The sequence below is a fragment of the Roseomonas sp. F4 genome (genome assembly GCF_053891155.1).
Genome location: NZ_JBSSHK010000002.1, coordinates 937,356 through 950,011 on the forward strand (window position 1 = coordinate 937,356; position 12,656 = coordinate 950,011).

Annotated in this window: 12 protein-coding genes; 10 read left to right on the plus strand and 2 right to left on the minus strand. The window is 69.2% G+C overall.

Features of this window, described 5'->3' with window-relative positions; genetic code table 11:
* Window positions 1-4 precede the first annotated feature (4 nt).
* Window positions 5-1,117, minus strand: coding sequence for an S-(hydroxymethyl)glutathione dehydrogenase/class III alcohol dehydrogenase (locus ACVFYP_RS11855; protein ID WP_499200373.1), 1,113 nt, complete (start codon window positions 1,115-1,117; stop codon window positions 5-7).
* Window positions 1,118-1,400: 283 nt separating this feature from the next.
* Here ACVFYP_RS11855 and ACVFYP_RS11860 point away from each other — a divergent pair, with 283 nt between their 5' ends.
* Window positions 1,401-2,282 (plus strand): DUF4189 domain-containing protein, encoded by an 882-nt coding sequence (locus tag ACVFYP_RS11860; protein WP_499200374.1) that lies wholly within the window; start codon window positions 1,401-1,403, stop codon window positions 2,280-2,282.
* A 37-nt stretch (window positions 2,283-2,319) separates the two neighbouring features.
* The gene (locus tag ACVFYP_RS11865; protein WP_499200375.1) at window positions 2,320-3,336 is read left to right on the plus strand and encodes a transporter substrate-binding domain-containing protein; all 1,017 of its coding nucleotides are present in this window, start codon (window positions 2,320-2,322) and stop codon (window positions 3,334-3,336) included.
* Window positions 3,337-3,342: 6 nt separating this feature from the next.
* Here the strand turns inward: ACVFYP_RS11865 and ACVFYP_RS11870 are convergent, their stop codons facing one another.
* On the minus strand, window positions 3,343-5,763 hold the full coding sequence (locus ACVFYP_RS11870) for a S8 family serine peptidase (protein WP_499200376.1): 2,421 nt from the start codon (window positions 5,761-5,763) through the stop codon (window positions 3,343-3,345).
* 107 nt (window positions 5,764-5,870) lie between these two features.
* On the opposite strand from ACVFYP_RS11870, the gene ACVFYP_RS11875 reads away from it, so the two are divergent.
* The 8 genes from ACVFYP_RS11875 to ACVFYP_RS11910 all read left to right on the plus strand — a co-directional run bounded on the left by ACVFYP_RS11875 (window position 5,871) and on the right by ACVFYP_RS11910 (window position 12,629).
* Window positions 5,871-6,566, plus strand: a complete 696-nt coding sequence (locus ACVFYP_RS11875; protein WP_499200377.1) for a GntR family transcriptional regulator — start codon at window positions 5,871-5,873, stop codon at window positions 6,564-6,566.
* 139 nt (window positions 6,567-6,705) lie between these two features.
* A complete protein-coding gene (gene atzF / locus ACVFYP_RS11880) occupies window positions 6,706-8,040 on the plus strand; it encodes an allophanate hydrolase (protein ID WP_499200378.1) in 1,335 nt (444 codons plus the stop codon).
* Window positions 8,037-8,432, plus strand: a complete 396-nt coding sequence (locus ACVFYP_RS11885; RefSeq protein ID WP_499200379.1) for an allophanate hydrolase-related protein — start codon at window positions 8,037-8,039, stop codon at window positions 8,430-8,432. The genes atzF and ACVFYP_RS11885 overlap by 4 nt, the downstream gene beginning before the upstream one ends.
* Before the next feature lie 32 nt (window positions 8,433-8,464).
* Complete coding sequence (locus ACVFYP_RS11890) at window positions 8,465-9,415, plus strand: ABC transporter substrate-binding protein (protein WP_499200380.1); 951 nt, start codon at window positions 8,465-8,467, stop codon at window positions 9,413-9,415.
* 17 nt (window positions 9,416-9,432) lie between these two features.
* Window positions 9,433-10,275, plus strand: a complete 843-nt coding sequence (locus ACVFYP_RS11895) for an ABC transporter permease (protein WP_499200381.1) — start codon at window positions 9,433-9,435, stop codon at window positions 10,273-10,275.
* Window positions 10,268-11,041, plus strand: a complete 774-nt coding sequence (locus tag ACVFYP_RS11900; RefSeq protein ID WP_499200382.1) for an ABC transporter ATP-binding protein — start codon at window positions 10,268-10,270, stop codon at window positions 11,039-11,041. Before ACVFYP_RS11895 ends, ACVFYP_RS11900 begins: the two co-directional genes overlap by 8 nt.
* The gene (locus tag ACVFYP_RS11905; RefSeq protein ID WP_499200383.1) at window positions 11,041-11,916 is read left to right on the plus strand and encodes a polysaccharide deacetylase family protein; all 876 of its coding nucleotides are present in this window, start codon (window positions 11,041-11,043) and stop codon (window positions 11,914-11,916) included. The genes ACVFYP_RS11900 and ACVFYP_RS11905 overlap by 1 nt, the downstream gene beginning before the upstream one ends.
* 47 nt (window positions 11,917-11,963) lie before the next feature.
* On the plus strand, window positions 11,964-12,629 hold the full coding sequence (locus ACVFYP_RS11910; RefSeq protein WP_499200384.1) for a hypothetical protein: 666 nt from the start codon (window positions 11,964-11,966) through the stop codon (window positions 12,627-12,629).
* The last annotated feature ends 27 nt before the right edge of the window (window positions 12,630-12,656 follow it).

Below are 12,656 nucleotides of genomic sequence, written 5' to 3' on the forward strand. Positions count from 1 at the left end.
TCCCTCAGTACACCACCACCGAACGAATGGACTCGCCGCGTTCCATCAGCTCGAAGCCATGGTTGATCTCATCCAGTGGCATCACATGGGTGATGAGGCTGTCGATGTCGATCTTCCCCTCCATGTACCAATCGACGATCTTCGGCACGTCGGTTCGCCCGCGCGCACCGCCAAAGGCCGTGCCGCGCCAGGACCGGCCGGTGACCAGCTGGAAGGGCCGGGTGGCAATCTCCTGCCCTGCGCCGGCCACGCCGATGATGATGGATTCGCCCCAGCCGCGATGGGTGCATTCCAGCGCCTGGCGCATCACCTTCACATTGCCGATGCATTCGAACGAAAAATCGGCGCCGCCGCCGGTCAGGTCGACGATCGCCTGTACCACCTTGTCGTGGCCGATCTTGTTCGGGTTGATGAAGTCGGTCATGCCGAACTTCCGGGCCATTTCCTCCCGCCCATCATTCAGGTCGATGCCGATGATCTTGTCGGCGCCGACCATGCGGGCGCCCTGGATCACGTTCAGCCCGATGCCGCCCAGCCCGAACACCGCCACATTGGCGCCCGGCCAGACCTTGGCCGTATTGATGACGGCGCCGATGCCGGTCGTCACGCCGCAGCCGATGTAGCAGATCTTCTCGAAGGGCGCGTCTTCGCGAACCTTGGCCAGCGCGATCTCCGGCAGGATCGTGTAGTTGGCGAAGGTGGAGCAGCCCATGTAGTGCATCACCGGGCTGCCCTCGCAGCTGAAGCGGCTGGTGCCGTCCGGCATCACGCCCTTGCCCTGCGTGCCGCGGATGGCGGTGCAGAGGTTGGAGCGTTGGCTGAGGCAGGTTTTGCACTGCCGGCATTCCGGCGTGTAGAGCGGGATCACATGGTCGCCCGGCTTCAGGCTGGTGACGCCCGCGCCGACCTCGCGCACGATTCCGGCGCCCTCATGGCCCAGAATGGAGGGGAACAGCCCCTCGGGATCCGCGCCGGACAGGGTGTAGAGGTCCGTATGGCACAGGCCGGTGGCCTTCACCTCCATCAGGACTTCCCCCGCCTTGGGGCCGCCGATTTCCACTTCCGTCACCGAAAGGGGCTTGCCCGCCGCCCAGGCCACTGCCGCGCGCGTCTTCATGCCGTCCGCTCCGTCTGCATCGCCCGCCGCCTATAGCATCCGCGGTGCCCGCTGGGCGAGGCGGCGACAAGAGGCGAGGCTTTGCGCGTGCCGCTTGCAATGGAAATGGCGCCACAACCCGCCGCCATCCCCGCCATCCCAGATCCGGCACAGAATACGCACAGTGTATCATGCCCTGCATCAGGCGAGAGGGCCGCGTCATGCGGGGGCGTCATGGCGCATTTTCGGGACTTGCGCCTGCCGTAACGACGAGCGACACCTTGTCCTGGGATAGGGGAGTCCGATGATGCGTTTGGCCGTGCTGGCACTGTCCGGGTTGCTCGGCCTCCTCGGCGCGCTATGGGCCGCGCCGGCGCAGGCGCAGACCGGCAATCCCACCCATGACGCGATGCTGGCGCGGAGCGTCAGCGGGCAGCGTGACGCGCTGCGCAGCCTGCTGCGCACCAATGGCGTGGCCTGCGCGGAGGTCTCCAACCTATTCGCCGCCGGCATGGGCCGCGACCGCACCGCCTATTGGGACCTGCAATGCCGGGATGGCGGGCCCTGGCGCCTCGCCTTGCCGGCGCAGCGCTGGAGCGCGCCACGGCTGTTTCCCTGCGGGCTGACCAGCGGCCCGGCCGCCGGCGCCTGCTTCCAGCCACTTGGCGCCGGCGCCCCGCCGCCGCAGCGCCTGGCGACGTCACCCAGCCCCTCCGCCACACCGCAATCCTGCCGCCAGGCCTGTCAGACGCAGCCAGGGGCGCTCACCAATGCCTGCCTGCGACGCTGTGCGGAGGGGGGCACGATCCAGGCCTCAGCACCCGCGCTGCGTGGCACGTCCAGCGCGGTGCGCGGCCGCTTCGGTTTCATCTACACGGCGGAACCGCCCTCCACCGCCTATGGCTTCACCAGCGGCCAGGCCGACCGGCTTGCCGCCAGCATGCAGGCAATCCGCGCCTGCGAGGCCTTGGTGGGCCGCAACCAGTGCCGGATCGCGCGGGAATTCCCCAATGCCTGCGGCGCCCTGGCCCAGGCGGTCAGCGGCAATCCCGCCCAGCTGCGCAGCAGCGCAGCCGGCGCCGGCCAGACCCGCGAGCAGGCGGAGGCCCAGGCCTTGCAGGATTGCCGGATCGCCGAGCGTCCGGGCTCCGGCATCGTCTGCCGCATCGCCGTCTCCGGTTGCTGATCCCATGCCGCGCCCCTTCCTCGATCGGACCTCCGCCATGCGCCGCTGCCTCCTTGGCCTTCTGATGCTGTTCGGTGCCGCTGGCGCGGCGCCGGCCCAGACCCTGGAGGCGGTGCGCCAGCGCGGCGAATTGCGCTGCGGCGTCTTCGGCCAGCTTCCCGGTTTTTCGGCCCCCGACGCGCAGGGTGTGATGCGCGGGCTGGATGCGGATTTCTGTCGGGCCGCCGCCGCCGCGGTACTCGGCGATGCCGAGAAGGTGGCCTTCGTCACCGCCGGCTCCATCGACGCGGCCATGGCCAATCTGGCGGAAGGCCGGGTGGAGGTCCTGTCCAGCAACCTGACCGCCACCGCCATGCGCGATGCCGGGCAGCGCGTCACCCCGGTCGGCGTTCTGCTCTATGATGGGCAGGGGCTGCTGGTGCGCGCCGATGCCAATATCGGCAACCTCGCCCAGCTGGATGGCAAGCGCGTCTGCGTCGCGACCACGGATGCCAGCCAGGCGATCCTGCGGGATGCCGCCCGCCGCGCCGGCATCACCGTGATCCCGGTGCCCAACAGCACGGGCGGGCCGGCGCTGCTCGAAGGTTTCCGTGGCGGCGCCTGCGATGCTGTGACGGCGGATGCCGCCGCGCTGGCGACGCTGCGCGTGACCGAGCTTCCCGACCCCGCCGCCGCCATCCTGCTGCCGGAACGGCTGAGCCGTGAGCCCCTGACCCCCTTCGTGCGCGGTGGCGACGAGGCCTGGCGCAAGATCGTCACCTGGACCCTTCAGGCCCTGGTGGCGGCGGAGGAGCTGGAAGTGGCGAGCAGCACGCTCGAAGCCGCGCTGCAATCGGACAATCCCGAGGTGCGCTTCCTGATCGGCCTCGACCCCGGCCTTGGCGCCGCGCTGGGCCTGGCCGACACCTGGGCGGCGGAGGCGATCCGCCAGGTCGGCCATTACGGCGAGATTTTCGACCGTAACCTGGGTGACGGCTCCGCCATCGGCCTGGACCGCGGCCTGTCGGACCTCTGGCGCCGTGGCGGCTTGATGTACGCCTATCCCTTCCGCTGATCGGAGTCAGCCGATCAGCAGGTCGCTGATTAGCAGGCTCGGCGCGCCCACCAGCATGGCCAAGGCCACGGGAGCGGCCGGGCCGCCGCCATCGACGTCATGCGACAGAAGGCCGGTGTCGCGGTCATACAGGATGCGGTGGGTGCCCGGCTCCTCCCCCACATAGCCGAAGCGCACCTTGGCCAGCCGACCCTCCGGCAGGCCGATGCCGGTCAGCAGGATACGGTCCTCACCGCTGGTGAAGTCCAGGATGCGGTCCATCCGCGCGCCCGGCGCCTCCATCACGAAGATGTCCCGCCCGGCGCCTCCGGTCAGCGCATCCGTCCCGGCACCACCCACCAGCCGGTCGTCGCCGTCGCCGCCCATCAGCCGGTCCACACCGTCGCGGCCGAACAGCCAGTCATCGCCGGCCTCCCCCAGCAGGACATCCGCCGCGTTGCCGCCCGCCAGTGTGTCGGCGTAAGTGGAGCCCCAGATCTGCTCGATCTCCTGCAGCACGTCGCCGCGCGCCTCCCCGGTCGACAGTTCGGGCGTGAGCAGGTCCAGCCGCACCTGGGTGTTGTAGGTCACCCGGTCCAGCCCGGCGCCGCCGATCATCAGATCCGCGCCGGCGCCGCCGGTCAGGATGTCGTCGCCATCGCCGCCCAGCAGCGTGTCGGCCCCGCCGAGACCGATCAGTCGGTCCTTGCCGCGCGCACCCATCAGCAGATTGGCGCCGACATGGCCGCGCAGGACGTCGTTGCCATCGCCGCCGATGGCATCCTCGATCAGCGTCGCCGCATCGATGGTCAGGCTCTGCCCGGCGATGCGGCTTTGGGCGCCCGGGCGCAGGTCGATCACCATGGCACCGGTGACGGCGGCGGCGTTCAGCACGTCGTGGCCGGCCGCGTCCTGCAACAGGTTGCGCCTATCCTCCGACGCGAAGCGGGCGAATTCGTCCGTATGGATGTACTGGTCGTCGTCGCTTTCGGCGGCGCCATAGACGGTCAGCGCCAGCTCTCGCACCGTCATCGGCGCGCCGGCCCTTTCGTCGCGGATTTCCACGCGCCAGGTGCCCGCCGCGCCTTCCCCCAGGAAGCTGTTGGCACCGAAGGTCCAGGGCTTGTAGACGGCGTTATCCCCGGCATTCGGCGCCAGATCCGCCCGCGTGCCATCCGGCGAATACAGCCGGATATCGACCTGGGATGCTATGCCGGAGGTCAGGTCCACATACAGCGCGATGCGTTCCACCCGGATGTCGTCGGCGATGGTGAAGGTGAAGCTCAGCCCTGCCGGATCATGGTCCGGCACCAGCAGGTTTCCCGTCCAGCGAGGCGCGGAGACGGCGACCTCATTGGCGGAGGTCCGAGCCGCCGGCTGCCAGCTTTCCGCCAGCCGCACCGCGGCGCGGGCATCGACCAGGCCGAAGCCGTAGTCGTTGGAAAAATGCATCCCGCCGCCATTCCAGTCCTCGGCATGGGTGATGCGCCAGGGATTGCGCTCGGGGTGGGACATCGCCCCGCCGATCTCGTGGCCGGTATGCCGGGCGCTGAGCGCCAGGATGGCCTGCACGTCGCGCCAGCCCAGTTCGGGATTGGCCTCCAGGATCAGGGCCGCGACGCCCGCGACCAGCGGTCCGCTGGTGGAGGTGCCGCCGAAGCTGGATGTCCAGTCGCCCAGGCTGCTGCCTTCGGCGCCGGTGCGGTCCGTCGTCGTGATGTCGCCATAGAGGCTGGCGGAGGAGGGGGCGACCACCAGCAGCGTGGCCGCGGGATTGGAATAGCTGCTGACCATCCCGTCCCGCCCCACCGCGCCGACGCTGATCACGTGACGGCTCGCGGTCAGCCCGGTCATGTTGGCGTCGATATAGGAATTGGTGAAACGGTCATTGCCCGAGCTGGCGACAGAGACGGTGCCAAGCCCGCCGCGCCCTTCCTCAACCGAGGCCACCAGCCCCGCATGCATACCGGCCCATTCGCGATTCGTCGGGCCGCCGGTGAAAGGCCAGCTCAGCGCCCAGACCTGGGCGGCGACGTCGAAATTCTTCAGCAGGGAGAAGACTTCCTCGATCCGCGCCTGGCCGTGCATGGCGATGCCGCTGGCGAGGACGGGCATCTGGGTGATGCTGGCCTCATAGGCGACACCGACGATGCCCAGGCCATTGCGCGCCGCGGCGATCAGGCCCGCGGTCGCCGTCGCGTGGATGGAGCCGCTATCCGGCACGCGCAGCGGGTCGTCGGGCAGTTCCAGGGAGGCGTCGTAATTGGGTGCCAGGTCCGGGTGGGTGGCCTCGATCGTGGTGTCCACCACGCCGATCTTCACGCCGCGCCCCGTGTAGTCGGCCCAGGCGGGCAGCACGTTGATATCCACCCCCGGTCGGCCGCCCTGGTAAAGGTACCATTGGTCGGCGAACAGCGGATCGGTTGGCAGGCTTACGGTGCCGCTCATCTTCGTTTCTCCCAGGCAGGCATCGGAAGCCATTTCGGCAGACGAGACAATCCGCCGGCGCATCCCGGGCCTGGACGCAGGGCCTTCCCAGGCGGCACAACCGCGTGATGCCCCGCCGGACGACCCCCGCCGAGTCCCCCGCGCCGCGCCCCACAAGGGGCGAGACGATCGCCGCCAGCCTCGCGGAGGAGATCGTGTCGGGGCGCCTGAGGCCCGGCACGCCGCTGGACGAGGTCGGCCTGGCCAAGGCCTTTGGCAGCAGCCGCACCCCGGTGCGGGAGGCGCTGCGCCAATTGGCCCCCACCGGCCTGGTGCAGGTCGCGCCGCGCCGCGGCGCCGTGGTGGCGATTCCCGATGCGACGCAGCTGAGGGACATGTTCCTGGTGATGGCGGAGCTGGAGGCGATGGCGGCGGCGCTGGCCGCGCTGGCGATGACGCCGAACCAGCGGCGCGGGCTGGAACGCCAGCATGCGGCGATGGCGGCCATGATGCGGGCCGGCGATGTCGCGGCCTATCGCGCCGCCAATGTCACCTTCCACCATCTGCTCTATCTCGGCGCCCATAACGGCTATCTGACCGAGATCGCCACCGCCACACGCCGCCGGCTGGCTCCCTTCCGCGCCGCACAGTTGGAGGCGCCGGACCGTCTGCGGCGGTCGCATGAGGAGCATGGGGACATCGTCACGGCGATTCAGCGTGGCGATGCGGCCGGCGCCGCGGCGCGAATCCGCACGCATATCGGGCTGACGGAACAGACCTGGTCGGCGATGGCCACCGCGCTTCGTCGACCGGATGCTGCGTAGAATTTAGGCAAAACGCCGTTTTTAACGCGGTATTGCATACATGGGGCGGGAGTAGGGTCACTAAAGCACTGATCTGAAACAGTGCCGCGGACGGCACGCAGTTTGCTTACCAAAGCGCGATGACCCAGCCCTTCCGCCCATGACCGCGCCGGTCCTCCCCCGCACCATCGCCGCGCTGCACGCTGCCTATGCCGGGGGCTTCACCCCGGCCGCGCTGTTGGCGGAGCTGTCCGCTCGGCATGATGCGCTGGCCGATCCCGGCATTTTCCTGCACCGCCCCAGCGCGGCGGAACTGGCCGCGGCCGCCGCCGCCCTGCCACCCTTCGACCCGGCGCGCTTCCCGCTCTGGGGCGTGCCGGTGGCGGTGAAGGACAATATCGACGTCGCCGGCATGCCGACCACGGCCGCCTGCCCGGATTTTTCCTACCTTCCCGAGGAGAGCGCGCCAGCGGTGGCGCGGCTGGTCGCGGCGGGCGCGCTGATCGTCGGCAAGACCAATCTGGACCAGTTCGCCACCGGGCTGGTCGGCGTTCGCACGCCGCATCCCATCCCACGCAATGCCTGCGCGCCGGACCGCGTCCCGGGCGGTTCCTCCTCCGGCTCCGCCGTCGCCGTGGCACAGGGCCTGGCCATGCTGGCCCTGGGCACAGACACGGCCGGATCGGGGCGGGTGCCGGCGGCGCTGAACGGGCTTGTGGGGCTGAAGCCCTCGGTGGGCGCGATCCCCTCGCGCGGCGTGGTGCCGGCCTGCCCGAGCCTCGACTGCATTTCCTTCTTCGCCCACAGCATCGCCGATGCCTGGGCCGGCTATGCGGTGATGGCGGGGGCGGATGCGCGGGACCCCTGGTCGCGCCCCATCACCCTCGGCACGCCGGGCGCCCCGCTGACCCGGCTCGGCATTCCGCGTGCCGCCGATCTGCAGCTGGATGGTGCCGAGCAGCGCGCCGCCTGGGATGCGGCGCTGGCACGGCTGCCGGGCGATGTGGTTCTGGCGGAGATCGACCTCTCGCCCTTCCTGGAGACCGCGCGGCTTCTGTATGAGGGCGCCTTCGTCGCCGAACGCGACGCCGCCTTCGGCCATCTTGTGCCGCGCGCGGCGATGCATCCGGTGACGCAGCGCATCCTGGCGGGCGCTGCGCGCTTCACCGCCATGGATGCCTTTGCGGGCCTGCACCGCCTCGCGGCGCTGCGCCTCGCGACCCTGCCCGCCTGGGCGCATATGGACGCGCTGCTGGTACCGACCGCGCCCAACTTCCCGACGCTGGCGGAGCTGGAGGCCGACCCGATCGGACCGAATGCCCGGCTCGGCACCTATACCAATTTTGTCAATTTGCTGGACCTTGCCGCGCTGGCCGTGCCGGCGCCCTTGCGGCCGGATGGCCTGCCCTTCGGCGTCACGCTGATCGGCCCGCGCGCCAGCGACGCGGCGCTCGCCGCCACCGGCGCCGCCCTGATGCGGAGTTTTTCGAAATGATCGAGATCTGCGTCGTCGGCGCGCATCTCTCCGGCATGGCGCTGAACGCGGAGCTGATGGGGCAGGGCGGCCGCATGCTGCGCGTGGTCGCCACCCAGCCCTGCTATCGCCTTTTCGCGCTCGCCGGCGGCCCTCCGCGCCGCCCCGGCCTTCTCCGTGTCGCCGCGGATAGTGGCGCCGCCATTGCCACGGAGGTCTGGGCACTGACCGAGGACGGCTTTGGCCGCTTCGTCGCCGGCATTCCCGCGCCGCTCTGCATCGGCACGCTGCGCCTGGCCGATGGCACCACGCCCAAGGGCTTTCTCGTGGAGCCCGAGGGGCTGCACGGGGCTGAGGACATCACCCGCTTCGGGGGCTGGCGCGCCTTCATCGCCAGCCTCGCCCCCGCTTGACCCAACGCCGCATGAAACAGGGAGAGCTCATCATGATCCGTCGTCGCCACCTGCTCGCCGCCTCCGCCGCCGCCTTGGCTACGCCCCATATCGCCAACGCGCAGGCCGCGCGCACGGTGAAGATGGGCTCGCTGCGCCTGATCCATTCGATGACGCCGCATTTCTACCAGCGCTTCGCCCCCGCCGGCCTGACCATCGAGATCATAACCTTCGACAGCCCGACCGATGGCAAGAACGCCGTTGTCACCGGCTCCGTCGCCTGCGGCGGCTTCGGCATCGCCGCCGCCACGCTGGGTGCCGCGGCGGGTGAACCTGTCGTCGTCGTCGGCGCCTTCTGCAACAAGGGCATGGGCGTGGTCAGCAAGGCGGGCAGTGATCTGCGCGCCCTGGCCGATCTGCGCGGCAAGCGCATCGGCATCTGGCCCGGCTCGACGCAGGAGGTCTTCATCCTGGAACGCCTGCGTGAATCCGGCATGTCGGTCCGCGACATCACCCCCGTCCGCGTGCCCTTCGGCGAGATGCACGCCATGCTGTCGCGCGGCGATATCGACGCCTATGTCGGCGCCGAGCCCGGGCCAGGCCTGTCCATCTCCTCCGGCGTCGGGCAGCTGGTGGAATACCCCTACGGCACCGCCATGGGCGGGCTGAACATGATCTTCGGCACCAGCGAGGATCTCATCAAATCCGACCCGGCGCTGGTTCGCACCATGCTGAACATCCACCGCCAGGCCAGCGACTACATGAAGGCCAATCCGGCCGAGGTGGCGGAGGCCACCGTGCGCGTCCTGGGTGCCCCGCGCGCAGCCGTGGAACAGGCGCTGGGTGCCGGCAATGTCGAATACATCTGGAAGCTGGACGACACGGTGCTGCGCCAGTCCCGCACCTATGCCCAGCAAATGCTGGAACTGCGGCAGATCCGCCGCCTGCCGAACTTCGACACCTTCCTCAATCCCTCCTTCTCCAACGCCATCGCCACCGCCTGACCTGGAAGGGCAGCATCATGTCGGACGTGACCCTTGCACAGGCGCCCGCGGCGCGGCCCCTGCCGGCGCTGCGGCTGTGGCGACGCGTCCGGCCGGTGCTGCTCTCCCTGATCGTGCCGCTGCTGCTGCTGCTCGGCTGGCATTGGGCGGTGGCGGCAGGAATGACGCGGCTGATCCCGTCCCCGGCCGAAGTCGCCGAATATATGGTGGATTTCGCGGTGGGGGGCATCTGGGATGATGCCTTTTCCGCCACGCTGCACATCCACCTTCTGGCCTCCGCCAGCCGGGTCTATGGCGGCTTCGTGCTGGCGGCGCTGGTCGCCATTCCGCTCGGTCTGCTGATCGGCCGCAACGCCTTCGTGCGGCAGCTGCTGGATCCGTTTCTGCAGCTGATGCGGCCGATCCCGGTCACCGCCTGGCTGCCGCTGTCCATGATCCTCTTCGGCCTGGGCGCGCGATCCGCCTTCTTCCTGGTGTTCCTGGGCGCCTTCTACCCGATCCTGCTGAACACCATCTTCGGCGTGAAGAATGTCGAGCCCCGTCTGTTCGAGGCAGCCTCGATGCTCGGCTGCCGCGGCAATGCGCAGTTCTTTCGCGTTGTGCTGCCGGCGGCGCTGCCCTCCATCTTCACCGGCCTGCGCCTCGGCCTCGGCCTTGCCTGGTTCGTCATCGTGGTTGGCGAGATGACGGGCGTACCCCAGGGCCTTGGCGCCGTCATCATGGATGGCCGCACGCTGTCGCGGACCGAGCTCGTCATCTGCGGCATGATCGTCATCGGCATCGCCGGCTTCATCTCGGACCGCGTGGTCGTGATGCTGATGAACCGGCTGCTGCGCTGGAGCCCCTCCCACCATGGCTGAGATCCCGATCCTCGACATCCAGGGCGTGGGCAAGACCTACATCCTGAACGACAGCCGCATCGAGGCGCTGCGCGATGCGAACCTCACCGTGAAGAAGGGCGAATTCGTCTGCCTGATCGGCGCCTCCGGCTGCGGCAAATCCACACTTTTACGAATTGTCGCGGGCTTTGAAGCCCCGACTGCGGGCCAGGCCCTGATGTGGGGCAAGCCGATCACGGGGCCTGCGCCGGATCGGGGCATGGTCTTCCAGGATTACGGGTTGTTCCCCTGGCTCAGCGTCCGCGAAAACATCGGCTTCGGCCCGGCCAGCCGTGGCCGCCCCAAGGCGGAAGTGCGCGATACCGTCGAGCGCTTCATCTCCCTGATCGGCCTCAGCCGCTTCGCCGATGCCTATCCGCACCAGCTCTCCGGCGGCATGAAGCAGCGCGTCGCCATCGCGCGCGTGCTGGCCAATGACGCCGAGGTGGTGCTGATGGATGAGCCCTTCGGCGCGCTGGATGCGATGACGCGCGAGCGGCTCCAGGACGAATTGCTGGAGCTATGGCAGCGTACGGGCCTGACCGTGCTGTTCGTCACGCATTCCATCGAGGAAGCGATCTTCCTGTCTGACCGCGTGGTGGTGATGGAGCCGGGCCCCGGCCGCATCGCCAGCGCGCATCAGGTGGAATTGTCGCGCCCGCGCGATGTCGCCTCCCCGGAATTCAACGAGGTGCGACGCGAACTGGGTGCGCGGCTGCATTCCCACCATGCGAAGAAGGCGGCCTGATGCGGCCCGAACAACGCCTGCGCTACGCGACCCCTTCGGATCGCCCGCCTTCCGCCTTGCCCAATGGCGCCAAGGTCGCCGTCTGGCCGGTGGTGAATGTCGAGAACTGGCTGATCGACAACCCGATGCCGCGCCAGGTTCTCGTGGCCCCGACTGGCGCCGCTTTGCTGCCGGATATCGCCAATTGGGGCTGGCACGAATACGGCATGCGTGTCGGCTTCTGGCGTTTTCTCGAAGCTTTCCAGAATCGGGGCATCCGGCCGACGCTCTCCGTCAACGGCTCCGTCTGCACCGCCTATCCGCGCGTGGCCCAGGCGGCGCATGAGGCCGGGTGGGACTTCATGGGGCACGGCCATGTGCAGGTGCCGACCCATAAGGTGCCGGACCAGCGGGCGATGATCCGCCAGACCATCCAGGCGATCCAGGACTGCACCGGCGCGCCGCCGCTCGGCTGGCTTGGCCCGGGGCTGACCGAGACGTTGGAAACCGCCGATCTGCTGGCCGAGGCCGGGCTGCGCTATTGCGCCGATTGGGTGGTGGACGACCTGCCCTGTCGGCTGGAGACGGCGCACGGCCCGATCTTCACCATGCCCTACAGCGTCGAGCTGAACGACATTCCCGTGGTGATGATCCAGCACCATGACGAGCAGGAACTGCCCCGCCGTGCCCGGCTGCACGCCGCGCGGCTGCTGGCGGAAGCCACCACCACGCCGCGCGTGATGTGCATCGCCATCCACCCCTATATCACCGGCGTGCCGCACCGCATCGCGGCACTGGAGGCGATGCTGGACGACCTCGCCGCCATGCCGGGCATCGCCTTTCTTCAGGCGCGTGAGATCCTGGACTGGTATGCGGGCTGCGGCGATCTGACCTGAAACGTTCCACCTTGACAGCAGGCCGCCGCCGGCATCACTGACGCGGCATGGAGGAGACGGATTTCGAATACGCTCCGGAAGGGGAGGCGCTGGTCATCGTCTTCTCCAGCTTCGGCATCCCCGGTGCCGCCGGCAGCACCGCGCTCGCACAGCCGCGGTTCGAATTCGTCCGCACGCTGCGGGACCGCCGCATCGCCTGCCTCTTCCTGCGGGATCGGTTGCAGCACTGGTACCATTCCGGCGTGCATGGGCTGGCGGGTGATATTCCCGAGACGGCCGCGCGCCTGGCGGATTATACGGCCCGCCACAGCCGCAGCTACACCATGGGCCACAGCATGGGGGGCTACGCCGCCATGCTGTTCGCTGAACTTTGTGGCCTGACCGGCTCCATCGCCACCGCACCGCAGACCACCATCACCACCGCGCATCGCCGCGCCTGGAAGGATTTTCGCTGGCTGGCAAAAGTGCGGGAGACGCATGCCAGCACCACCACCCCCGGCTATCTGGACCTGCGGCAGACGCTGGCCGGCGGGCGCTCCCGCCATCAGCTCTTCGTCTCGGCCGGCGAGGCGCTGGATAGCCTGCATGCGCGCCATGTCGAGGATCTGCCGGGCGTCCTGGTGGAGCAGGTGGAATCACACGACCACAATACCGCCCGCGCCATTCGGCGCAGCGGTCGGCTGAACGCGCTGCTGGATGAGATCGGCGCCTGACACCCCCTGGCCATCCCGCGTGATCCG

Bases quoted from the DNA above. Each gene is read 5' to 3' on its own strand.
- ACVFYP_RS11865 (WP_499200375.1), top strand. From the start codon at position 2,320: ATGCGCCGCTGCCTCCTTGGCCTTCTGATGCTGTTCGGTGCCGCTGGC.
- ACVFYP_RS11905 (WP_499200383.1), top strand. From the start codon at position 11,041: ATGCGGCCCGAACAACGCCTGCGCTACGCGACCCCTTCGGATCGCCCG.
- ACVFYP_RS11855 (WP_499200373.1), bottom strand. From the start codon at position 1,117: ATGAAGACGCGCGCGGCAGTGGCCTGGGCGGCGGGCAAGCCCCTTTCG.
- ACVFYP_RS11885 (WP_499200379.1), top strand. From the start codon at position 8,037: ATGATCGAGATCTGCGTCGTCGGCGCGCATCTCTCCGGCATGGCGCTG.
- ACVFYP_RS11910 (WP_499200384.1), top strand. From the start codon at position 11,964: ATGGAGGAGACGGATTTCGAATACGCTCCGGAAGGGGAGGCGCTGGTC.
- ACVFYP_RS11890 (WP_499200380.1), top strand. From the start codon at position 8,465: ATGATCCGTCGTCGCCACCTGCTCGCCGCCTCCGCCGCCGCCTTGGCT.
- ACVFYP_RS11875 (WP_499200377.1), top strand. From the start codon at position 5,871: ATGCCCCGCCGGACGACCCCCGCCGAGTCCCCCGCGCCGCGCCCCACA.
- ACVFYP_RS11870 (WP_499200376.1), bottom strand. From the start codon at position 5,763: ATGAGCGGCACCGTAAGCCTGCCAACCGATCCGCTGTTCGCCGACCAA.
- atzF (WP_499200378.1), top strand. From the start codon at position 6,706: ATGACCGCGCCGGTCCTCCCCCGCACCATCGCCGCGCTGCACGCTGCC.
- ACVFYP_RS11895 (WP_499200381.1), top strand. From the start codon at position 9,433: ATGTCGGACGTGACCCTTGCACAGGCGCCCGCGGCGCGGCCCCTGCCG.
- ACVFYP_RS11900 (WP_499200382.1), top strand. From the start codon at position 10,268: ATGGCTGAGATCCCGATCCTCGACATCCAGGGCGTGGGCAAGACCTAC.
- ACVFYP_RS11860 (WP_499200374.1), top strand. From the start codon at position 1,401: ATGATGCGTTTGGCCGTGCTGGCACTGTCCGGGTTGCTCGGCCTCCTC.